General features: G+C 59.4%; 17 protein-coding genes, 1 pseudogene and 1 riboswitch. Of the genes and pseudogenes, 11 read left to right on the plus strand and 7 right to left on the minus strand.

Features of this window, described 5'->3' with window-relative positions:
* Positions 1–11: 11 nt before the first annotated feature.
* Together tsf and rpsB are read right to left on the minus strand one after the other, a co-directional pair.
* Complete coding sequence (gene tsf / locus P9L99_08325) at positions 12–863, minus strand: translation elongation factor Ts (protein ID MDP8223350.1); 852 nt, start codon at positions 861–863, stop codon at positions 12–14.
* Positions 864–1,292: 429 nt separating this feature from the next.
* A pseudogene (rpsB, locus tag P9L99_08330) lies at positions 1,293–1,964 on the minus strand (30S ribosomal protein S2).
* A gap of 365 nt (positions 1,965–2,329) precedes the next feature.
* On the opposite strand from rpsB, the gene P9L99_08335 reads away from it, so the two are divergent.
* From P9L99_08335 to asnB, 6 genes are all read left to right on the plus strand, one after another.
* Positions 2,330–3,772 carry an amidase gene (locus tag P9L99_08335; GenBank protein ID MDP8223351.1) on the plus strand — a complete coding sequence of 481 codons (1,443 nt, stop codon included), beginning with the start codon at positions 2,330–2,332 and terminating at the stop codon, positions 3,770–3,772.
* A gap of 25 nt (positions 3,773–3,797) precedes the next feature.
* Positions 3,798–6,551, plus strand: a complete 2,754-nt coding sequence (locus P9L99_08340) for a hypothetical protein (protein MDP8223352.1) — start codon at positions 3,798–3,800, stop codon at positions 6,549–6,551.
* A gap of 109 nt (positions 6,552–6,660) precedes the next feature.
* Positions 6,661–8,049 (plus strand): DUF2807 domain-containing protein, encoded by a 1,389-nt coding sequence (locus P9L99_08345; protein ID MDP8223353.1) that lies wholly within the window; start codon positions 6,661–6,663, stop codon positions 8,047–8,049.
* A gap of 67 nt (positions 8,050–8,116) precedes the next feature.
* On the plus strand, positions 8,117–9,274 hold the full coding sequence (locus tag P9L99_08350; protein MDP8223354.1) for a radical SAM protein: 1,158 nt from the start codon (positions 8,117–8,119) through the stop codon (positions 9,272–9,274).
* Complete coding sequence (locus P9L99_08355; GenBank protein ID MDP8223355.1) at positions 9,271–10,500, plus strand: hypothetical protein; 1,230 nt, start codon at positions 9,271–9,273, stop codon at positions 10,498–10,500. Before P9L99_08350 ends, P9L99_08355 begins: the two co-directional genes overlap by 4 nt.
* Positions 10,500–12,422 (plus strand): asparagine synthase (glutamine-hydrolyzing), encoded by a 1,923-nt coding sequence (gene asnB / locus P9L99_08360; GenBank protein ID MDP8223356.1) that lies wholly within the window; start codon positions 10,500–10,502, stop codon positions 12,420–12,422. Before P9L99_08355 ends, asnB begins: the two co-directional genes overlap by 1 nt.
* Positions 12,423–12,425: 3 nt before the next feature.
* On the opposite strand, the gene P9L99_08365 is transcribed toward asnB, so the two are convergent.
* The 3 genes from P9L99_08365 to P9L99_08375 form a co-directional block, all read right to left on the minus strand.
* The gene (locus tag P9L99_08365; GenBank protein MDP8223357.1) at positions 12,426–12,851 is read right to left on the minus strand and encodes a 4Fe-4S binding protein; all 426 of its coding nucleotides are present in this window, start codon (positions 12,849–12,851) and stop codon (positions 12,426–12,428) included.
* 16 nt (positions 12,852–12,867) lie between these two features.
* Positions 12,868–13,605, minus strand: a complete 738-nt coding sequence (locus P9L99_08370) for a UPF0280 family protein (protein MDP8223358.1) — start codon at positions 13,603–13,605, stop codon at positions 12,868–12,870.
* 84 nt (positions 13,606–13,689) lie between these two features.
* The gene (locus P9L99_08375; protein MDP8223359.1) at positions 13,690–14,853 is read right to left on the minus strand and encodes a homocysteine biosynthesis protein; all 1,164 of its coding nucleotides are present in this window, start codon (positions 14,851–14,853) and stop codon (positions 13,690–13,692) included.
* Positions 14,854–14,956: 103 nt separating this feature from the next.
* Positions 14,957–15,071, minus strand: a riboswitch (SAM riboswitch).
* A 497-nt stretch (positions 15,072–15,568) separates the two neighbouring features.
* On the opposite strand from P9L99_08375, the gene P9L99_08380 reads away from it, so the two are divergent.
* The 5 genes from P9L99_08380 to P9L99_08400 are packed head-to-tail and all read left to right on the plus strand — an operon-like array spanning position 15,569 to position 21,157.
* Positions 15,569–16,144, plus strand: coding sequence for a GspH/FimT family pseudopilin (locus P9L99_08380; GenBank protein MDP8223360.1), 576 nt, complete (start codon positions 15,569–15,571; stop codon positions 16,142–16,144).
* Positions 16,141–16,518 (plus strand): hypothetical protein, encoded by a 378-nt coding sequence (locus P9L99_08385; GenBank protein MDP8223361.1) that lies wholly within the window; start codon positions 16,141–16,143, stop codon positions 16,516–16,518. Before P9L99_08380 ends, P9L99_08385 begins: the two co-directional genes overlap by 4 nt.
* Entirely contained in the window at positions 16,515–16,622 is a 108-nt protein-coding gene (locus tag P9L99_08390; GenBank protein ID MDP8223362.1) for a prepilin-type N-terminal cleavage/methylation domain-containing protein, read from the plus strand. Before P9L99_08385 ends, P9L99_08390 begins: the two co-directional genes overlap by 4 nt.
* Before the next feature lie 54 nt (positions 16,623–16,676).
* Complete coding sequence (locus P9L99_08395; GenBank protein MDP8223363.1) at positions 16,677–20,000, plus strand: fibronectin type III domain-containing protein; 3,324 nt, start codon at positions 16,677–16,679, stop codon at positions 19,998–20,000.
* An 11-nt stretch (positions 20,001–20,011) separates the two neighbouring features.
* Positions 20,012–21,157, plus strand: a complete 1,146-nt coding sequence (locus tag P9L99_08400; protein MDP8223364.1) for a hypothetical protein — start codon at positions 20,012–20,014, stop codon at positions 21,155–21,157.
* A gap of 80 nt (positions 21,158–21,237) precedes the next feature.
* Here the strand turns inward: P9L99_08400 and P9L99_08405 are convergent, their stop codons facing one another.
* Positions 21,238–22,080 (minus strand): mechanosensitive ion channel family protein, encoded by an 843-nt coding sequence (locus P9L99_08405; protein ID MDP8223365.1) that lies wholly within the window; start codon positions 22,078–22,080, stop codon positions 21,238–21,240.
* Between the two features lie 36 nt (positions 22,081–22,116).
* The gene (locus P9L99_08410) at positions 22,117–23,025 is read right to left on the minus strand and encodes a DUF481 domain-containing protein (protein MDP8223366.1); all 909 of its coding nucleotides are present in this window, start codon (positions 23,023–23,025) and stop codon (positions 22,117–22,119) included.
* Positions 23,026–23,302 lie beyond the last annotated feature (277 nt).

Genomic DNA, 23,302 nt, shown 5'->3' on the forward strand with positions numbered 1-23,302 from the left:
ATATGTACCGGTTAGCCGATTGCCAGCCGCGTGAAACGGGCGATGCCCACGCCCTCGGCCGCCAGAAGCTTTTCAACCGATTGTTTGCCCTGCGGGTCTTTCACGTACGTTTGCTTGATCAAGCAAATGTCCTGATAGAACTTGTTGAGCTTGCCTTGCGCGATCTTGTCCAGAATATTCTCGGGCTTGCCCGATTGGCGCGCTTCTTCCCGGTAAATTTCAATTTCCTTGGCGACGATTTCTTCGGGTACGTCATCGGGCGTCAGATAGGTCGGCCGGGCCGCGACGATCTGCATACCCAGGTGCTTGCCCAATTCGGCGACGTCTTTGTCGCTCGTGCCGGTCAGCTCGGTCAGGCCCACAGCGCTGGCGCCGGTGTGAACGTAGATGCCGAGCTTGGCATCGTCGCTTTGAGTTTCCCAGACGATGATCTGGCCGATTTTGATACTTTCGCCGATTTTCGCCAGGTTTTCAGCCAACACGTCGCCGACGGTGACATTAGGGTCGGCGGTGAACTTCTCGTTTTTCAACGCCTCGGCGTCGGTGGTGCCCGTGGCGGCCACGTGGGCGGCGAACTGGTCGGCGAGTTTGCCGAAGTCTTCGTTTTTGGCCACGAAATCGGTTTCGCAGTTCAGTTCGACGACAGCGATTTTACCGCCGGATTCCGACACGAAGATGCCGAACACTCCGTGACTCGTGGCGCGGTCGGCGCGTTTGGCCGCCTTGGACAGACCTTTTTTACGCAGCCACTCGATCGCCTTCTCCATGTCGCCGTCGTTTTCCTGCAGCGCTTTTTTGCAATCCATCATGCCAACACCGGTTTTTCCCCGGAGTTCTTTTACCATTGCCGCTGAAATAGCCATGGTCTTCTCCTTCATAGAATCATAATCGCCCGGCCGTGGCCGGTGGTCGCGGCGGGGGCGTGGTGATTATTCGTCTGATTTCTTTTCGGCCGGAGCCTCTTCGGCGACCGTTTCGGCCGCGACGGTTTCCACCGGAACTTTTTCGGCGACTGGTTCGGCCACATCGGATACCGCCGGAGCTTTTTCGGCGACTGGTTTGGCCGCCGTTTCTTCCGTCTTCACCTTGACCGCTTTCGTCTCGGCGGCTTTCGCCTCGGGTTCGCGACGTGCGCGTTTGACCGCAATCGCCACGCCCTCGGGCGGCGCGTCGTCGCCGGCCGGTTTGATTTTCTCGGTTTCGGCGACGCGAGCGGTTTGCTGCTCGGCGCGGGACCGCGCGTCCGATTCTTCTTTTTGCCGGCGCTGCATGCGAAGGTTTTCTTCGAACAGGGTTTTGCCTTCGAGGACGGCATCGGCGATCGCGCCGGTGAACAGTTTGATGGCGCGGATGGCGTCATCGTTGCTGGGAATAATGTAGTCGATAGGTTCGGGGTCGCAGTTGGTGTCGGTGACCGCCACGACGGGAATGCCCAGTTTGTTGGCTTCGTGCACGGCGATATCTTCCCGCCGCGGATCCACGATGAACACGATGGACGGTAGGCGGTCCATCTCTACGAGGCCGCCGAGACCTTTTTCGAGTTTGACCAACTGCTTCATGAGCTTCATCTGCTCTTTTTTCGTGACCGGTCCCCAACTGTCTTTCTCGCGCATCTCCACCAAGTCGTTGAGACGCTTGACGCTGGTTTTGACCGTCGCGAAGTTGGTCATCATACCGCCGAGCCAGCGGTTGTTGACGTACCACTGGCCGCAACGCCTTGCTTCTTCCTCGATGATTTCAGCGGCTTGCTTTTTCGTGCCCACGAAGAGCACGCGCCCGCCGCTAGCGACGGCCTGCACGACGGCTTCATAAGCATTCTTGAAGTAGCCGACGGTTTTTTGCAGGTCGATGATGTAGATGCCGTTGCGGGCCCCGAATATGTAGGGTTTCATTTTCGGGTTCCAGCGGCGGGTTTGGTGGCCGAAATGCGCACCGGCCTCCAGCATTTGCTTCATGGTAACCATATGTTCCTCCGGTTACGTGTCGCCGGGATCGTCATCCCCGCCGGGAATTCCGCCTGAGGCGAAACACCGACCGAGCGGGTCAAATCACCGGCCTTCGTTAAGAAAACCAAAACCCACTTATGTGGGCCGCGGTATGTACCACGACCGCCGCGGCGACGCAAGAGGGGGTGGATGTATATTTGTCGTTGTTTATTCAGGCTTTCCATTGCGATATGAAGTGAGACGCGGGCGAAGCGTGGATGAGGTTCAGGAAACGGCGCGCCCGAATCTCCCAACCCCATGACTTCATTTGCAGGCAACGCTTGATCGCTCGCGGCGGGCGGCATAAATTGCTTGCACCTACTAGATAACCAGCGAGGGTCACGATGGAAAACCTGTGCAAGCTTTCCGGTACGGAACTGGCGCGGCTGATCCGCGAGGGCGAAGCGACATCCGTGGAGATCGTCGAGGCCCACATTCGGCAAATCCAGAAGGTCAACCCAACGCTTAACGCGGTCGTGGCGGATCGCTTTGAGCAGGCGCGGCAGGAGGCGCAAGCGGCCGACGCCAAGCTGAGCGAAGCCAAAAAGAAGGACGACCTGCCGCCCTTTCTCGGCGTACCGTGCAGCATCAAGGAGTGCTTTGCGTTCGCGGGTATGCCCAACACGGCGGGCATCGTGGCGCGGCGCGGCATCGTGCCCGACCAGGACGCGACGGCCGTGGCCCGCATCCGCGCGGCGGGAGCGATACCGCTGGGCGTGACCAACACGTCGGAAGGCTGCATGTGGATGGAGTCGAGCAACTACGTGTACGGCCGCACGAACAACCCGTACAACCCGGCGCACATCGTGGGAGGCAGTTCCGGCGGGGAGGGGGCGATCATCGCGGCGGGCGGTTCGCCCTTCGGTTTGGGTTCGGACATCGGCGGATCGATTCGCATGCCGGCGTTTTTCAACGGCGTGTTCGGCCACAAAGCGTCCGGCGGCCTGGTGCCGAATACGGGCCAGTATCCCATCGCCGCCGGGCCCGCGTTGCGCTATTTGACGACCGGGCCGTTGGCTCGGCGCGCCGAGGATATCTGGCCGCTGCTGCAGTTGTTGAAGGGACCCGACGGCCTGGACGAAGGCTGCCAAGAAATCGCGCTGGGCGATCCGGCGCAGGTCGATTTCAGCCGCCTGAAGGTGCTTGTGGTCAAGGGGAACGGTGTCGTACGGGTCGCCGCGGATATGTTGGAGGCGCAGGCCCGCGCGGCCGAGGCACTGGCCAAACGCGGCGCCACGGTTTCGGAGGGCACGTTTACGGCGTTCAAGAAGTCGCGAGATATCTGGACGGCGCTGCTGAACGAATCGGGCAGTGAGCCGTTCAAGGAGACGATCGGGCGCGACGGCCCCATTTCCGCCGGCCGCGAGTTTTTCAAGTGGGTGGTGCGGGCGTCGAATCACACCTTGCCGGCGATTGTGCTGGCGGCGTTGGAAAATCTCCCGGCGATGATGCCCGCACGCTACCGGCGATTTGCCGAGATGGGCCGCGAACTGAAACAGGAAATGAATCAGCGGCTGGGCGAAGACGGGTTGCTGCTGTATCCCTCGTATCCGACGGCGGCGCCGCGCCACCACAAGCCGATCTTTCCGCCCTTCAATTGGGTGTACACGGCGATCCTCAATGTGCTGGAAATCCCGGTCACGCAGACGCCGCTGGGTTTGAATGCAGCCGGATTACCGCTCGGCGTCCAGGTGGGCGCGGCCCACGGCAACGACCACCTGACGGTCGCGGCGGCCTTGGCGCTGCAGGAAGATTTGGGTGGTTGGGTGCCGCCCCGGCAATGGTAGAAACCGACTTCGAGATGCCGCGGCGATGGTGACGACCAACTGGCGGGAAATGCAGCGGCGCGCCGTGAAATTCGTTCACAGGTGGAAAGACGAAAGCCGCGAAGCCGCCGAAGCCAAGAGCTTCTGGGATGATTTCTTTCGCGTGTTCGGAAGGGATCGAAAGGCCGTGGCGTCGTTCGAGGCGCCGGTGCGCAACCTGCGCGATCGATGGTCCTTCATCGACTTGTTTTGGAAGGGCACGCTGCTGGTCGAGCACAAGAGCCGGGGCAAGGATCTCGGTCGCGCCGCGAGCCAGGCCTTTGACTACATCCAGTATTTGCAGGGGGAAGGGCGCGAGGAGGAAGCGCCAGACTACGTGATCGTTTCCGATTTCGAGCGGATTGCGCTGCACGAATTGGAGACGGGGCGGGTCGTGGAATTTCCGCTGGCGGAGTTGCCGGAGCACGCGCACTTGTTCGGTTTCATTGCCGGTTTCAAGCAGGCCAGCTTGGAGCCGCAGGACCCCCTCAACATCCGCGCCGCGGAGATCATGGCGAAGCTGCACGACGCGCTGGAAGACGGCGGGTATTCCGGGCACCGCCTCGAGCGCTTCCTGGTGCGCATTTTGTTTTGCCTGTTTGCCGAAGACACGGGAATTTTCGACACGGATTCCTTCTCGCGGTTCATCGAAAATTATACGCGCCAAGACGGCTTTGACCTGGGCGCGCAACTGGCCCGCTTTTTCGCCGTGCTCAACACGCCGCGCGAGCAGCGCCAGACGAGCCTCGACGACGCGTTGATGAACCTGCCCTACGTCAACGGCGAGTTGTTTCGTGAAGACCTGGGATTCGCGGAGATGGATCGCGCGATGCGCGAGGCCCTGCTGCGTTGTGCGCATTTCCATTGGGCGCAGATTTCGCCAGCGATATTCGGCTCGCTTTTTCAGTCGGTGATGGAGCCCCGCGAACGACGGCGGATCGGCGGGCACTACACGTCCGAGCGCGACATTCTCAAACTGATCCGCGCCTTGTTTTTGGACGAACTTCGCGCACAGTTCGAGAAAATCCGCCACGACCGACGCAAATTACAGGAGTTCCAGCGAACGTTAGCGGGATTGCGATTCCTGGACCCCGCGTGCGGCTGCGGCAATTTCCTGGTCGTAACCTATCGCGAATTGCGGTTGCTTGAGCTGGAGGTCATCAAAATACTGCACGGCGGGCGGCAGCAGGAACTGGACATCAAAAACCTGACGCTGATCGACATGGAGTCGATGTGCGGCATCGAGATCAGCGAGTTTCCGGCGCGGATCGCCGAAGTGGCGATGTGGTTGGTCGACCATCAAATGAACCGGCGGCTCAGCAATGAGTTCGGGGCGTATTTCATGCGGCTACCGCTGGCGAAGTCGGCCCGCATCAGGGTCGGCAACGCGCTCCTCCTGGACTGGAACGAGGTGTTGCCGGCCGGGCAATGCAGTTACGTGCTGGGCAATCCGCCCTTTGTCGGCAAGTCGCTGATGACCAAAGAACAAAACCGCGAAACAGCCCACGTGTGGGGCGACGCCAAACGCAGCGGCGTGCTGGACTACGTCACGGCGTGGTACCGAAAAGCGGCTGAATACGCGGGTGGAACACGCATTCGCGCCGCCTTTGTTTCCACCAATTCCATCACCCAAGGCGAGCAAGCGGACGCGCTGTGGACGCCGTTGTTTCGCGATTTCGGCTTGAAGATCCATTTTGCCTACCGCACCTTCCCGTGGGAAAGCGAAGCCCGCGGCAAGGCGCACGTGCACGTGGTGATCGTCGGTTTCGGCGCGTTCGATACGGGCGGCAAGCGCATCTACGAATTCGACGGGAAGAACGACAAGCTGACGGTTACAGAAGCGAAGAACATCAGCCCCTATTTGGTGGAGGGAAACGATCTCGCGGTTCCTCCCCGCGCCCGGCCGTTGTGTCCGGTGCCGGAATGCGGCTACGGCAGCAAACCGGCCGACGGCGGTCACTTGCTGCTCACCGAAGAGCAGCGGCAGGACTTCGTGGCGCAATATCCGGACGCCGCGCCATACCTCCGACCACTGCTGAGCGCGGCGGAATACCTGCACGGTCGCAAGCGCTGGTGTTTGTGGTTGCCGCACGCCAAGCCCTCCGACATCCGCTCGATTCGTGGTTTGCGGGAGCGGGTCGGAAAGGTCCGAGAGTTTCGCCTGGCCAGCAAGAAAGCGGCCACGCGGGAACTGGCCGGTCAACCGGCGCTGTTCGCGGAGATCCGCCAGCCCACGACTCGTTTCGTGCTCGTGCCGCAACATACGTCGGAGCGGCGGGATTACGTGCCCTTCGGGTATTTTGAGCCGGAGAACATCCTGCACAACAGTTGTTCGGCAATTCCCGAGGCGTCGTTGTACCACTTCGGCGTGCTGAGTTCGGAGATGCACATGGCATGGCTGCGGCATGTCGGCGGGCGCATTAAGTCGGATTTCCGCTATTCGACGCGGCAGGTGTACAACAACTTTCCATGGCCCCAGGTGCCGAGCGAGAAGCAAAGCGCCGCAGTGGAGAAAGCTGCGGCAGCGGTGTTGGCCGCGCGGGATCAATATCCCGATCAATCACCGGCGGATTTGTACGACCCCTTGGCGATGCCCCGCGCGCTTCACCGGGCGCACGAGGCGCTCGATCGCGTCGTGGATCGCTGCTATCGGCAAGCGCGTTTCCCGGACGACCAACGCCGCATGCCTTTTTTGTTGAAGCTTTACGAAAAATTGGCTGCGCCGTTGGCCCCGGTGAAGGGGCGCAAGGCGCAGCGGTAGGTCTCGGGCCGGTCTTCGCTTGCGCGGCGGCGGCGTTTCGCGCAAGATATCCGGAATCCAATTTCGCAAGTATAAAAGGTAGAAAAATCGCCAATAGGAGGCGTGCAACGTGAGACGAGCGGCTTGGTACGGTTGGGTGATCGCCTGTGTCCTTTTAGCAACATCCTGCTTCGCGGGCGTGGCGGCGGCGTCTTGTGAAAGCGACGCGGATTGCCCCGGCGGCATCTGCCTGGACGGCATGTGCCAATCGGCCGGGCCGGGAATCACGCTGCAGTCTTCCTTTGGTTACTCCTTTCACGTGACATCGTTACCGGCGGCGGGCAACACCGCCGAAGCGATTCTGGCGGAAATTGGGCGGACGGCCGGGTTGACGAACATGCCGGAGATTCACCCGGCGAATGTGCCCAGCGCCCTGGCGGCGTTTCACAATGGGCGGCGCATCATTCTCTACAATCCGGATTTCCTGGCCCAATTGAATCAAGCGGCGGGCACGAACTGGTGTGTGTATTACGTTTTCGCGCACGAACTGGGTCACCACCTGGAGGGCCACACGGTCGAAATGCAACGCCAGGACGCGTGGCGTTGCGAGTACCAAGCCGATGCCTTCGCCGCGCGAACACTCAAGCGAATGGGTGCGCGCCTCGACGAAATCGTCAACTGCGTTCGCGCCACGCCGGCACCGCCGAGCCCGACGCATCCGAGCAGTTCCGACCGCGAGCAAAACATGCGCGCGGCGTACAACAACGCGCCCGGCGGGCCGTCTCCAACACCGGTGCGCCGACCGGTCGCGCAGCCGGTGGCCACGCCCGTATACCAACCGACGCCGCCACCGGTAACCGTTCCGACCCCGCCGCAAGGCGACATGCAGGGGCAAGTCGTGATCGTCCAGCGGCAGCAGCAAAGCATGTCACGGCCGGAGCCGGCGGATGGCGACGCCGGTCACAGCGGCGCGGCGGACGTGGCGGTGTGCGGCGGTAGTTTCACGAAGGTGTTGATTCGCGGCACGATGAACGTGACGATCGTGGAGGGCAAAGCGCCAGGTTGCAGTGTTGAAAGCGGCGACGCCAGCCTCATCGAGTTTACGCGAAGCGGGGATACGCTGGTCATTGACGAGAAATCGGGGTCGGGTACCGCGGCGCGTGTTTCGGTAACGACGTCACGGTTGCGATCGGTAACCAATTCGGGCACCGGTTATACACATGTGCGGAAAACGGGCGGCGCGATTACGTTTGTCCTCAAGGGTACGGGAAATGTCGTGGCGTCGGGAAGTGCGTCAGAGCTTTCGGTAAGCGCGAGCGGCACCGGCGGATTTGACGGCGGGAACCTTGAAGCGGCCGACGCGCGCGTGGACGTAAGCGGTATCAGCAACACCACCGTTTTTGTGACCGGAACTCTCAACGTTGCGATTAGCGGAATGGGGCGGGTTGGCTATCGAGGCAATCCGTCGAACGTGATTCAGAAAATCAGCGGTATGGGCAGCGTCGAAAAACTCGACTAGAATAGTCGCGCTGATTTTTTTCTTTCGTTTGACACCCCCTCCCACCTAAGGAAAAAACACGCAGACTGTGCAACGAAGAAATACCGAACACATTCGCATGCCGGGTAGCAGGCGGCGTCTCACGGTACCCGGACTCGATCGTATCTTCGATTGGATGACCCGCGGGTATAACGCCGCCTCGCGGGCGATGGGCGACCGCGGCCTGTTGCCGCCTTATCGGCTGGAATGCGAACTCACCTATCGCTGCAATTGCCGCTGCGAGCACTGCTATCAGTCGCGCGACAGCGAAAGCGTCGCATCGTACCCGCGGGAGACGATGACCGTCGATGATTGGTTGCGCATCGCGCTGGAGACGCCACCGTGGACGCTGATTACGCTGACCGGCGGCGAGCCGATGTTGATGGAGGGTTTCTCCACGCTGCTTGATCGCCTGGGACGTGTGCGGCCGATCATTCTATTAAGCAACGCCACGTTGTTGAATGCCGAGATTCGCCGGTTGCTGATCGAGCGGCGCGTGCTGCTGCTGGGCACGGCGCTGTACGGGCCGGAGGCGTATCACGACGCGTTTACCGGACATCCCGGCGCGTTCGCCAAGACGCTGGCGAACCTGGAGGCGCTGCAAAGAGAGAAGCGAGCGGCGGGTCGCGGGCCGTTGTTGGATTTCAAGGTTGCGGTAGACGAAGGCAATGTCGAGCACGTACCGGAGTTGGTCGACATGGCCCACAAGTTGGACGCGGAGATCATGACCTTCTCGCTCGTCTATCGAAACGATGCGATGCTCAATCCGCAATTGCGCGATTCCATCGACGACGCGGCGTTCGAGCGACATTATCCGTTCGGCCCCGAGGAAGCTAACGCGCGAGAACGCTTCGCGGAAACGTTTTCGAAGTTGGTGCAAGAGGGCCGCAAGGGGCGGACGCGCTTTCGTTTTTATCCGCCTTTTCGCGGCGAGCGCGACGTACGGCTTTTCTTCGAAACGCCCGAGCGCTTGGATCGCCGTCTGCGTCCTTGTTTCAACCCGTGGGGCAACCTCGTGATTTCGCCGCTGGGCGAGGCGTATCCCTGCCTCAGCCTGCGGCTGGGCAACGTGAGCGATACATCACTACGCGAACTATGGCGGGGCTCGGCCTTTCACGCCTTTCGCCGGCGCATTCGGGAGCGCGGCACACTGCCCGCCTGTTGGGGTTGCTGCTACGTGTCGCCGGATTTTGCGGAGCGGCGATGACATCGCGGTGGCGCTGGCTCGTTCTGTTGGTCGTGTTTGCGGGGGTAATGCGCGTCGGGTTGGTTTTGGTCGCACCGCCAATCGAGCACTCGGACTCGCTCACGTTTTCCGAGCGTGCCGAAAAAATCCAAGACGGGCGTCAAATCGACGCATATCGCACGCCCTTGTATCCGCTATTTTTGGCCGCCGTGTTCGCGCGTGGCGGCGACTGGATGACGGCGGTCATATTGCAGCATCTGCTCGGTTTGATCGGCGTCGTGTTCGTTTTCCTTGCTGCGGAGGCGGTGTTCGCACCGCGGCCCGCGTTCGTTCTGGCGTTTGCTTATAGCGCGGAGTGGATGGTACTGGGGGCCGAGCACAGCATTTTATCGGAGGCTCTTTCGACGCCGATTTGGGCGTTCGTGATTTGGCTCGTCGTCCGGAAGCTGGGCAATGCGCCGCGTCCGATAAACGCCGTGACCGTCGGCGTGGCGGTGGCGCTTTGCGCTTTGGCACGGCCGGTTTTCCTGGCAGCCGTTTTGGCAATGCCCCCGTTGATCTTCTGGGTTTGGCGAGGTCGGCGCCAATACCGGGTGGGCCTGGCGGCGGCGTGTGCGGCAACGTCGGTGATTTTCCTTTTACCGTGGATGCTTTACCAACAATCACGCCTGGGTGAAGTGACGATGGGTCGCTTCGCCGGGCGGAATCTGACTATCAAGATTGTCGACCTGATTGATGAGGACACGCCGGCGGAACCACGCTGGCGCGACCTTGCACTGCAGACGATCGAGGAAGGCGGGTGGGCCGAAGACGGTTGGATTTGGATGTTCGAAATGGAAAAGAACGAGGCGATGCACGCGATATTCAAGGCTGTGGCGAAGCGGGTCGGGTCCAACGACGAAGCCGACGGCATTGTCACGGACTTGACGCTCGCGACGATCAAACAAAAGCCGTTGGGATACCTGAAGAATGTGGCGTTGACGATGTTCATGGTCGTGGTCTGCAACTGCATCTCTTTCTATTTGTGGTTTTGTGTGCTGGTGGGCTTGGTGTGCTCCGAGAACACGAAGTGGCCGAACAAAAAGGCGATGCGGTTCGTTGTTGGTTTGGCGGCGGTTATGTTTGTCACGACCTATGCGATGGAAGACAATGTCGACCGTTACATTTTGTCCTATTGGTCGCTTCTGGGTCTCATATTGGCCGGCGTGGGTAGTTGGTTTAGCCGGCGATTTCGAAAGGAGGCGTAATGTGCGGGATCGCCGGCGCATTGTCGCTGGGTGCACCAATCAACGAAGATGATCGCCAGAGCGTAAGGGCGATGGCCGACATGCTGCGGCACCGCGGCCCGGACGATACCGGCTACTTTCAAGACCGGCGCGTGATGCTCGGTAATAGTCGGCTGAAAATCATCGATCTGTCCGACAAGGCGAACCTGCCGATGTCCAACGAGGACGGCACGGTATGGCTGGCGTACAACGGTGAGGTGACCAACTTCCGCGAACTGCGCACGAACTTCGCGCTGGATGAACGCCACCGCTTCAAATCGAATTCCGACACCGAGGTGTTGGTTCACCTGTATGAAGAATTGGGCATTTCCTTTCTGGACCATCTCACCGGGATGTTCGCGTTTTGCCTGTACGACCAGGCGCGCGGCAAGGCGTATCTAGCGCGGGATTTCTACGGTATCCGTCCGCTGTTTACCATGCGGCAGGGCGATCGTCTTTATTTCGCCTCGGAGATAAAATCGTTTTTCGAGTTGCCGGGTTTCTCGCCGGAACTCGATCACGAGGCCATCCATCATTATTTTTCGCTCGCGTACATTCCCGAAACACTCACACCGTTCAAGCAGGTGTATGAACCGCAGGGCGGCCGACTGATCGAAGTGGATTTGGCCGCCGGGACGCACGAAGAGCGCTCCTATCACGAGATTCGTTACGAGCCGGATTCGGAAGTGGCAAACGGAGATCTGCCGGCTGCCCTGCGCGATGAAATGCGCGAGGCGGTGCGTCGCAACTTGATTTCCGACGCGCCGCTGGGACTGACATTGTCGGGCGGTGTGGACACGACTTCGATTCTCGCCCTCACGCGCGATTTGGAACCCGATCGGGAGATTCACACATTCTCGATCGTGATGGACGAGCCGAGTTTCAACGAGCGGCGATACCAGCAAATCGCGGTAGACCGTTACCATCCAATACATCACGAAATCGTCGTGGACGGGCAGGCGGTCGCCGCGAACCTGCTGGCGCGTAACGCGGTGTTGGACGAACCCTCCGGCGACGGGGCGGCGACGCCGTCCTATCTGCTTGCGCAGGAAGCGACGAAGTACGTGTCGGTGTTGCTCTCGGGCGAGGGCGGAGACGAGGTTTTCAACGCCTACGAAACCCATTTGGCGTACAAGATACGCAAGGCGTATCGCTCGTTATCCCCGGCGGCGTTACGCAGGGGGATTAATGCCATCGTGCAGCGGATGCCTGTGTCGCACCGCAAGTTAAGCCTGGATTTCGTCGCCAAGCGCTTTTGCCGCGGCGCGGAGATGGGCGTGCCCGAAGCGCACATGTTTTGGCGGCACGTGTTGACCGAGGATCAAAAGGCGAAGTTGCTGCGTGGGCCCGCCGACTATGCTTCAACCTCGCGGCTCTTTCGCCGTCTGTTCGATCGCGTCGATTTCGCGGACGATCTGGACCGAATCAGCCTGATTGATATTCGCTTCTTTTTCATCGGCGACCTGATGGTCAAGAACGACCGCACAATTATGGCGCATTCGATCGAGGCGCGCTTTCCGTTCATGGACCGCTTTCTACACGAGTTTGTGGCCAAGGTGCCGGCCAAGCAGCGCATCAAGGGATGGCGTCGCCGGTACCTGGAAAAGGAGGCGATGCGGCCGCTGTTACCGCCGGAGATCTACAAGCGCCCGAACATGGGTTTGGAGATGCCGCACTCGACGTGGTTTTTTGGGCCGTTTCGACCGCTGGCCGAAAAATATTTCAGCAAGCGTCACTTGGATCGGTCCGGCGTGTTCGATCCCGCGGTTGTGGCGGCGATGTGGCAAGCGCACCTTGATCGAAAAATGGACAACGGTCGTCCGTTGTGGTGCCTGCTCAATTGGCTGATCTGGTTCGACCTGTTTTGCTACGACGGCGATTTTCGCGATCACCTACCGCGCTAGCCGCTACACGGCGATGTCTTCCGCCAGCGTCAGGGCCCGCGACGGGCAGGCGGTCAGGCACAGCTCGCAGCCGATGCAGTCTTCGGAACGAAACGCCACTTCCATCGTGAGTCGGTTGGCGATGTGCAACGCGCCGGACGGACAAAAGCCGGTGCAGGCACCGCATTGAATGCAGACCTCGTTGTCGTAGAGAATTTCCTTTTCGAGGTCGAAAACACTCACGCCCTGAATGTTTCGCAGGAAATCGACGGCCCGCACGAATTCGCCGTTTGCGCCTTGGGTTTCGAGAATCAGCAGGCCTTCCTGTCGCGGCAGCACGCGTGCTTTCAGGATCGAAAAGGTGATGTCGAAGTTGCGCGCCAAATCGCAGACGACGGGCTTCTTCCACGCGGTTTCGTCGAACTTAAGGACTTTGACTTTCGTGATCATCGGTTTCTTCTCCAGATTAAGAATCGGTCAGATTCACTAACTCCAAATCGCCCCACAAACCCATTTTGTCGCCGGCAAATACAGCCGCGCCCATCACTCCCTCGATTTCCCGCGCCCGCGCCAATGCCGCGTCGATATCCGCCGGCGATTGCACGAGGTTGGCCACGGCGGTTGCCGCGGCGTCGGCCAAGCAGGCGCTTGATGCAAGTACGGTCACGGCGTCGGCTTCACCGAAGCTGAACGAATGCCCGAATTGTCCCGAGCTCGTACACAGCGAGCAGGGCGTACTGGCGGCAGAGATCTTCAACCCAATCTTGTCAGAGAAGGGAGAGTCCTTGCCGGTATGTACGCCGACCACGAGGTCCTCGGTGAGTTTCAAATAGAGGTCGCCGCCGTTTTCGATGATGATTTCCCTGGTCAGGTGACCGACCTTTTCGGCGACTTCTTCGGCGACAGCCCCGGCGACCGCAGCCAGCGGACCGACACCGGCGGCGCGCCCGGCGCTCAGCATTTTGCGGCACACGGGCGGAGCCAGGGGGTCGTCGGCCAGGGACTCGAGGGAAATGGCGAATGCAGCGTTGGTTTGAATGTAGCGTTCGATCTGGTATCGCACCGTCAACAGGGTGTCACGAACTTCGGTTTGCAGATCACGATCGGCTCGCACGAACAGGTCGCTTTGACCGATCGTCACGCGAAACGCGGTGGTCCGTGTTGGCGCAAAATTCCGATAGAGACGGTTCTCATAACGGGTCATGCCTGTTGCGTCTCCATGGTGTGTTTTTCAAATTGAGGCGCGAAGTGTGGCAATTCCGGGATTCCTTTGTCGATTAGGGTTTCGTTATCTCGTCATCAGTTTGTCTTGCGGCTCGCCGAGGACAAATTCGCCCGCCGCGATCCAGTTTTTCAAAACGGCGGCGATTTCCCGCGCCGCCGGGTAGCTCGATAAGGGGGATGTGGGCACTTGCCTGCCGTTGAACTCCACGTGTCCCGATTTCAAATCCGCGTAGCTGATTTCCGCCAGCACCCGGTCGACGGCGTCGGGGTAATCCGCGCCGTAGTCGATAAGCGGCGCCGGCAGCTTCGCGTCACCCAACGAGGCGAGACGCACCACGTCGCTGTCCAGCACGGGGATCGGAACGCCGATACCCACCGCCAGCGATACGCCGTAACCCAGGAAACTGACCCCGCGCACCCACTGCGACGACATTTCCTTCAGGTTGCCGCGTACGGCCAAGGTGCCGGCGCCCTCGCTCGGCACGCCGTCGGCGGTGCGCTTGGCGTCGGGGCTGTGCTGGGTGCCGGGCCCGATCACCCACCCCTGAGCGCCGCCGAGAAAAATCCGGGTGCCCAAACCGATGGTCCGGTAGTAAGGGTCGCAAAGCAGCGGCGAAAGCTGCCCGGCGCTGCAATAGGTGATGTTGCCGAAACGCGGCTTGAGAACCCCCATGTAGGTGTAGATGAGTCGGTCCGTGCTGTTGGTCGCTACATTGTAGTTCTGGTAGCAGTTGCGCGGATTGAGCAGCCACGCCTCACGGAAATCCGCGAGCTTAAACTCGCCCACAAAGTGCTTGCGCGGGTAGCAGTCAGTGCCGTGGGCCTCGGCGCGCAGCGTCACCGTGCGGCCCTTGAGCAGATCGGTGATCACGTGGCCGCCGCCGTAATTGAACTTGCCCGGATATACTTCGTTGCCGGGGTCACCTTCCCGCAATTGCGTGGCGCCGAGATAGCAGTCGACCGCGGCCAATCCGGCGTACGCCTCCACGTCGTTGACCCAGACGCGTTGCGCTTTGATCTTCGGCGTGGTGTGACCGAAGTTGAGCATCACGCCGCTGGAACACATGGGGCTGAACGTTCCGGTGGTCACGACATCCACCGCGGCCGTCGCTTCCTCGACCCCCTTATCCTTGACGATACCGACCAATTCTTCCGCCGTGACTACGACGGCCTTCTTGGCGCGAATCTTCTCGTTAATTTCGGCGAAAGTTCGCTTAACACTCGCCATGCGCGATTCCTTTCCGCCCTTGATTGTGTGGATGACCTTTAATGGAGGGGCTCAAAAAAGAACCCCTCCCGGAAGCCAGGAGGGGGGAGTTTTTCCTTCACCCACCTTATCTTCCAGGGGTCATTTCCCTGCGGGAGTTAGCACCGGCCTCGGCTTTTTATCGCCAACGGTTGCTGTGGCATCTCAGGGCCCGTTCCCTCCGCCACTCTTGATAAGAGCTTTATGATCATCGGAAATTCGCCGGATTCGGTCAAGGGAAAAAGCGGCGCGGCGTGTAAGGGTGCCCGGAAATGAGAAAGCCGGCGGCGTTATGTGTGGGAAAAGACTGCCGTTTGACCGGCAAAGACGACCGGGCCGAGCCATGCCGGCGACAGCCGGACCATGGAAAACGCGCAAAATGTGGGCTTGGAAACGGCGATTTATCGAGAATAGGTCTCGTTATTGCGGGATTTTGGGGTTGGCGGGCTCCCATCAGAGATCGGCATGAAAAATGAATGGTACGGGACATATCCCATCCAGAGCGCCGAAAGGCGAGATTTCCGGGTTTCAATTCGTAATGAATCATTACTTTTTGTAGTAACGACAAAATACCGGTAGAAAAAACACGGGTAATTCCAGTGGCTTTCGAGATGTTTTTTGGCATTGCGCTTGCAGTCTTTCGGACTGGTGAATTAGCTGGGGGCTGCGGCCCGCGGCTGGAAAGGAACGAAAGCGAATGCACCTCAAGGGACACCAAGGCTTCACAATGATCGAGCTTCTAATAACGATTGCCGTGGTGTCGATCATGATCGCTTCCGTTCCCGTCGTACGGGGATTCGCGCCGGTGTTGGAAGTCAACCGTGGTACACGGGCGATGGCCCAGGCGCTGCGGGAGGCGCGGTCGCTGGCGGTGAAAAACGGCAACGACGTGATAGTTACCTTCGACGTGAATAGCGGCGTTATCAACCTTTACTCGGATGGGGACTTCGACGGCATTCAGGTTGCCGACATGGTTCGCAGCTACGAACTTAGCGAATTCGCCGGCGGGTTGGTTTTCGCCTCTCCCACGACCACGGGCACCGACGGCCACGCGATCGCATCGATGGTGGATTTCGGCGGAACGCACGATCCGATTTCGTTGACGTTTAGGCCCAATGGCGCCACGCGCGATCCGGGAATCCTATACTTAACCCACCGCAAAACCTCGATGCCGGATTTGGGGCGGGCGGTGGAAGTCTTGGCCACAGGGCGCGTACAATCGTGGCGGTACAACATCAACAGTTCCCCGGGCCCCTGGGAGAGGTTCCTATGAGTAAAGCGATACACCAACGCAAATACGAAGGGGGTTTCACGCTGGCAGAGTTGGTTGTGGGAACCTTTTTGGTAACGGTGGGCTTGCTCAGTCTGGCCGCCGTCATGAGTACGGTGGCCAATCGGCAGGAATTTTCGGTGCAGATGACATCGATGACGAATCTGGCGAGTACGAAGCTCGAGAGTATTAAGGATGTGCTTTACGACGACATCGAGTCGTCGGAGGAGGGATTCGGCAGTATCGCGGACTTCCCGGCGTACAAACGGGAAGTTGTGGTGACGCCTAACGAGGAAGATACGCTGAAGGTTGTGGAAGTGAAGATTTACGCCGCCAAAGGCCAACAGATATCCATTCAAACGGTGATTGCGCGATGAAACACGATAGCCGCCATAACGGATTTACGATCCTCGAGCTTCTGATCTCGATGGCGGTTGGCATGGTGTTGATTGCCGGGGCGTACGGCGTGTTTATCAGTTAGCAACGTGGTTTTGAGAGCATCGAGGTTTATTCTCATTTGGCGCAGTCGGCGCGTTTGACCTTGGACCGAATCAGCCGCGAATTGCGCATGGCGGGTTTCGGTGTCGTGACCGGTGAGTCGTTTACCGAGTCCAAGAAGTACAAGTTCACGTTTTTGGGCGACGTCGACGCCGATATCACCGGCATGTTGGCCGAGGCGGTCGTGACGGGCGCGATGCAGATCAAGATCGACTTGAACGATCAACGAGATGTGGTTGAAGACGGCGATTACATTTTCTTGAACGGCGGCGGCAAAGTCGAGATGGTACAGGTCGCCACCGCCGGTTCGGTCGTGAGTTTCGACAACGAGCCCGACACGATCTATCTGGATACCCCGCTGGCGAATCCGTTTCCGGCGAATGCAACGCTGGTGCGCACGATCGAGCGGGTAACCTACGAAGTGGCGTTCCCCGGTGGGAATTTGCTGCGTAACGGCGTACTGGTGGCCGAGGGGCTGCACGACCTGGAGTTTCATTACTACAAAGAATCGGACCAAGAGCTCGTACCCGACCCGATATCCGGACTGAACCAGATCCAGCGCGCCGCGGTGCGTAAAGTGGAAATACGGCTGGAAACCGAAGGCCCGACCCAGCAAGCCGCGCGGCGTTATACCCAGGCCATTGAATTGCGCAACATGGGCAACCGCCCCTTCAGAGCCGACACCTGCGCACCCGCGCCGCCGACCAATATGTTGGCCGCGCGCACGGATCAATGCGAGCAGTTCACCTTGACGTGGACGGCGCCGGCGGCCAACGCCTGTGACGGAACCGCGCTTACGGATCTAGGCGGTTACAAAATCAATTACGGCTTGAACGCGGGCGAATACTACACGCCGCCGGCCAACGTTCCCGACGAGACACTCACGGAATTCACCGTGTCGGATCCGCGGTTGGAGAACAACACCTCCTACCACGTAACGATGATCGCCTACGACTCGAGTTTCAACGAATCAATCGCCACTACGGAAATCTTGATCACGTTGCGGGACGAAACGCCGCCGGAACCGCCGACGAATGTCGACGCCAGCGCGGGCGTCGGTTCGGTGTCGCTGACGTGGACGAAGTCGGAGTCGGAGGATGTAAAGGGCTACCGGATTTACCGCGGCAACGGCCCGGGTGTGGCAATCAGTCCCGACAACCTGATTGCGGACGAAAACACCTTGGACGACCAAGCCGAATCGTTTACCGATGCCAATGTCGAGGCATGCACCACCTATTACTATGCGATCGTCGCAATCGATTGCGCCAATGTCGGAGACCCGTCCGAGGAAGCGCACGGGGACGGCGACGGGCAAGCCGACGATGAGCCCACGAGCAACGTCACGAACACGACGCCGACCGAAATACCCGCCGAAGCGCCCGCGCCGCCCACACCTTTCCAAGCGGTAGGGCGGGACAGCTCGGTGGATCTGTCCTGGATCAATCCGACCGCGAGCGACTTCGCCGGCGTGGCGATTCGCTACAGCACGGTCAGCCATCCGCAGAATCCAAACGACGGCAACCTGCTCGACACCTTCGGTGGCGAATCCGGGCAGACGATGACCGCGACACACGAGGGGCTGATCAACGGCACGTGGTACTACTACGCGGCTTTTGCCTTCGACTATTGCGGCAATTACTCCGATTCGGCGACGGCCGATGCGGTGCCCAACGCGTCGGGCCCGCTTGTTTCAATCCTCACGCCCACCGACGGGTTGGTCGTCGAAGACGGACAAGTCGTGTTTCAGGTCCAGGCGTATGATCCGGACCAACCGGGCATTCACGAACCACCTTCCATGGCCGAAGACAACGGCGCGGGGATCACCGCGGTGAATTTCTGGGTGGAACCGGACCCGGGGGTTCTCTCGTTGCCACATGTCGAGTATCAGCCGGAATTCTGCGGTTTCGGCGGCAACGAGAATCCGTGCGGGGCCGGCGACGTGACCGATTGGTGTGACGGTACTTACCAATTTTACGCGGTTGCCTTCGACGATGAGGGCGCGTGGGGCGTGAGTCCGTACGTACAGATTCACGTGCGCAACGGCGGTTTGTATCTCGATGAGGGATACACGCCGGAAGTGACGGGCGCGAACGACAACGAGGTGCTGTTCCAAATCCAGAACAGCTCCGGGACGGAAGTCAATCTCGTGGGTGCCACCTTCACCTGGGACCGTGCGTTGGCGATGGTCGCGGAAGTGGAAGTGCCCTCGGGCAGTACGGTTTGGAATGGAGTGAGCAACCCGGCGCAGTCGGGCGCGGAAGTCAGTTTCTCTCCGAGCAATCCTTCGATATCAGCCAGCTCGACGCGCACAGTCAAACTCACTTTCGTCGCGTACTACACGACGCTGTACGAGTCGGCCAATGCGGGCGCGAACACGTTGACGCTGGCCGACACGCAGTCGTTTGCGAGCGGCGATACGATCTATTTGCACGAAGGCGATAAGGTGGAAGAGGCGCTGGTCGGCGGGATCGTCGGCCAAACGATTCAGCTTGTTTCGCCTCTGGTCGAATCTTTCGGTTACGGAACCAAAGTCAGCCACAGCGGCGATTTGCAGGACGTGGACATGCACGGAGCCGACCTGCGGGCCGACTTCACGTATCAGAAAACATCGTGGTACGGCCGCGAATGCATCAGCGACGAGATGGACATTCCGCTGCGCCCCGCGCCCGATATGTTTAGCGCGCAACAGGACGAGCCGGCGCTCGACACGGCCTGTACGAACGTGGCCGGACAGCTTCAGGTCGAGAACTACCGGACGGTGCCGGTGCACTTGGCGGTCAACGACCTGGGTGGTTCGGGCATCAATTGGGTGAAGGTTTACTACTTCAGCGACTCGTCTTTCCAAGGCGTGGCGCCCGAAAGCGGTTATGCCGTGCAGTCGCTCGCTTATGACGACACCGAAGAACGCTGGGAAGGAGATGTGCCTTATCAAAGCGACGTACGTATCTGGTTCTACTTCGAGAGTGAGGACAACAACGGCGTGACCGATCGCGAACCGGAAACAGGTGCGTTCACTTACGACTACGCGCCGGATAACACCGCGCCCGCCTGTCCTTTGGCCTTGGTGGCGACGGCGCTTTCCAAACAAAACGTGTTGTTGTCGTGGAATGCCAGCGTGGAGCCGGATGTGCAGGGCTACAATGTGTATCGGTCGGACGATTGCGGCTCGTATTTCAAGGTTGAGACGCTGGTGGTCGACCAAGATCCCGCCACGCCGGGTGTGCAGTTCACGACGACCAAGCTAAAGGCCGATATCACCTGCTACCGGTTCTATGTGCAGCCGGTCGATTTGCAGGGAAACAAGCCGGAAGGTTGCGACGCCTACGCATCGAATTACGTGGGCGATTGCCCTTGTCCGTAAGGAGCATGACCATGAACAAGCCAATTCGCAGACAAGACGGCGAGCGGGGCATGATCATGCTGATTGTGATGCTCGTTATGATGGGCGTATCACTATTGGGCTTGGGCAGCTTGATGGTCGTGGGTACGGACATTCGCATCGCTGGGCAATACCGCAACAGTACGCAGTCGTTTTGGGCGGCCGAAGCCGCCGTGCAGCGGGCGTTGTGGGAAATGCGCGAGAACCGGAGCTTCACCGGCGACGTGGCGGCGGAGGCCATTGGCAATTACACGATGTCCTCGGCGAGCGTCGAGCGGCTTTCGGAGAATTTGGTTCGCATCGTGGCTCAAGGTAGGGCCTTAGGCGCGCGGCGCAAGATCGAAGTGATCGTCAACGTGGATACGGTATTTGGAGCGGCGCTGAATGTGGGCGGCGACATCACCTTGGAAGGCAAGCCGCGGATTTCCACTGAGGGCGTGCGGCTCAACGGTGACGCGTATTTCGACCTCGACGCCGGCACGCCGGAACTGAACGTGTACATGCCGTCCGGCGCTACGTTGAACGCGGTGGGCGACACGGAGAGTCTGAATCGCATTGAAAAGGAACCGATGGATTTGGCGGCCGTCAAGCTGAAAGACGAGGAATGGCGGACGATGGCGAATATGGCAACCGGCGATTTCTTCATCGACAACGACGGCACGTACGGCAACACGGACACGAACGTGACGATCAACAACTTGAATTTCGATGACGTGACTCCGGGACCCAACGGCGACCGCGTGATATTCGTCGACGGCGACCTGACACTCAACGGCTCGATCGCCGGTACCGGCACCTTGGTGACGACGGGGAAGATCATTTGCACCGGCGGCTTCGTAACCAGCGGCACACCGACCGTCACCATGGTGGCCCAGGATGATGTGTTGATCAACTTCGACACGAACGCGCAAAGCGAGATCAACGGTCTGGTGTACACCGAGGGCGACTACGAATTGCACGGCAAGATCAATTTTACCGGTGTGGTGACGGCATTTGGCTCGGTGGGGGTGCAGAACCCGAGCCAGTTCACGAACAACTCCGATCCGAACTATTGGTACACCTATTCCCCAGCGTACAACATTCTCACCGACCCCATCGACGTGCTGAGTTGGACGGAGATCGAAGGCGGGTCGTCCTAACCCACCATCTCGGGTGAATTTCGAAACAGATGAAGACGGGCTCGACCCCATCCGAAGCGGGGCCGAGCCACGATGTGAACTTATACAGCGTGCGGCGGCAATCCGTGGTGATGAACGTCCATTTGCGGGAAGGGGATTTCGATCCCTTCTTGGTCCAAACGCTCTTTGACGGCGCGGTTGACGGAGAAATAGACGTCCCAGTAGTCGGCGGTTTGGCTCCAGGGCCGGATCACCAGGTTGAGGGACGAGTCGGCCATTTCAACCAATTCGACGACCGGCGCCGGATCGGGCAGCACTTTGTCGTTGGCGCGGAGGACGTCGTATATGGCGTCACGCGCTTTGCCGATATCGGCGGCGTAGGAGATGCCCACCGAGAGGTCGACGCGACGAGTGTCGAGGGCCGAATAGTTGACGACGGGGCCGCCCCAAATGGTCCGGTTCGGAATGACAACCTTCTTGTTGTCGGGCGTGGTCAGGGAGGTGGCCATCATATTGATTTCCTGAACCACTCCGGCGTGCCCGCCGGCTTCGACAAAGTCGCCGATGCGGAAGGGCTCATTGAGAATAATCATCAAGCCGGCCGCGAGGTTGCCCAGGGACTCCTGGAACGCGAAGCCGACAATGAAGCCGGTGACGCCGAGGCCGGCGATCAGCGGGGCGATGTCCACCCCAAGCCGGGGCAGGGCGATCATCAGCAGCACAACCCACAGGATTTTGCTGAAAACGTTTTGGACGAATTTTTCCAAAGTTTCGGTGATTCGTGTTGAGCGGTTAAGCATCGTGTGGCTCACGCGCAAAATGCCTTTGATGATGAAACGTCCGAAGAACAGAATCAGCAGGAAGACGACAAGATTGATGGCGAAACCTACGCCGCTTGCCAGCAGCCATTCCTGAAGTTTTTTGACGAGTTCAAGGTCAAACATGTTTTTTTCTCCTCATTGGTTTTGCGACGACGCCGATTAGAAGAACGAGATGACAAGCGCGTTGTTCAGCGAGTAGCTGGCGCGCTCGTTGAGTTCAAGGGCGGCGATCTGGTCGGTTGCGGGGTCGCCGTCGTCGTCGTATGTAACAACCGCGCCCGTGAGGTCGAGTTCTTCCACAAAGCCGGGCTTGTTGGTGTAATTGATGTTGAATGACGTTTTGAAGGACAGCTTGCTGGTCAAGCGAAACGCAAGGCCCGTGGTCGATTCGACATAGTAGTCATCCTGGTCTGAGACATTGTGGCGGTACATGACCTCTTCGGTGAACAACGCGTAGGAAAGGATGGGCACTGCGGCAATGACCCGCGCCAGGCCGTTGTGGGTGGGTTCCCAATAGTGGAACTCGCCGTCTTCGATTTCTTTTTTCTCGATCCAGTTGGTGTCGACGAAAGCGTAACCCAGTTCGGTCTTGAGTACGTGTTTGGCGACGCCGAAGAAGTTGTAACCAACACCGCCTTCCAGGTTATAACGTCCCCAGAACCCTTGAAACTCGTCGCTTTCCGCGCCCACCAAGGCCCACAGGTAGGGCTTCTTGGCGCGCGTCAGATACCCCTCAAGCTTGTAGTTGCCGAAATAGCGGTTGGCGTTGATGATCGGGTCGCCGTCCGGATAGGTGACGTCGCCGTAGGTGATGCCGCTTTTGATGAAATTGTTGGTCCATTGCCCCTCGCGCGTGACGTTAAGATCGCCGGTCAGGGAGTTGGATTTGACCCGCTTACCGATCAGCGAGTAGCCGACCGAGCCGTTGCTTGACCAGGCTGGAAACTGGGCGTTTTGGGCACCGACGTCCGGTTCGTTGTCTTCGGGTAGATCGGGGTCCTGAGAGTGGGCCGCGAATGGAACGGCGAGAAACACGATTACGAGCATCGTTAGGATAGTTTTCCTCATGAGTTCCTCCGATTTTTTTTGCGCGCCGAGTTCCGGATCGGCTGCCGGTTGTCTTATCTCTTTCACACCCCGCCCTGCGGCGGCGAAGCGTTCAAAGCCGTTCTTTTCAGTGGTAATTCTCAATAAACGTAACCATCATGAGAAAAAGTCAAGAGATTAAGTTTCAATAAATCGCACTACTGCGCCGCTTTGATTGTCATCGCGTTTAAATGTAGGGTATGCAGTGATAATTGAGACGGCTATTCGCTGAACGGTGTGCGCAAAACACCACAGCGGA

The sequence above is a fragment of the Candidatus Lernaella stagnicola genome, from assembly GCA_030765525.1.
Lineage (GTDB): Bacteria > Lernaellota > Lernaellaia > Lernaellales > Lernaellaceae > Lernaella > Lernaella stagnicola.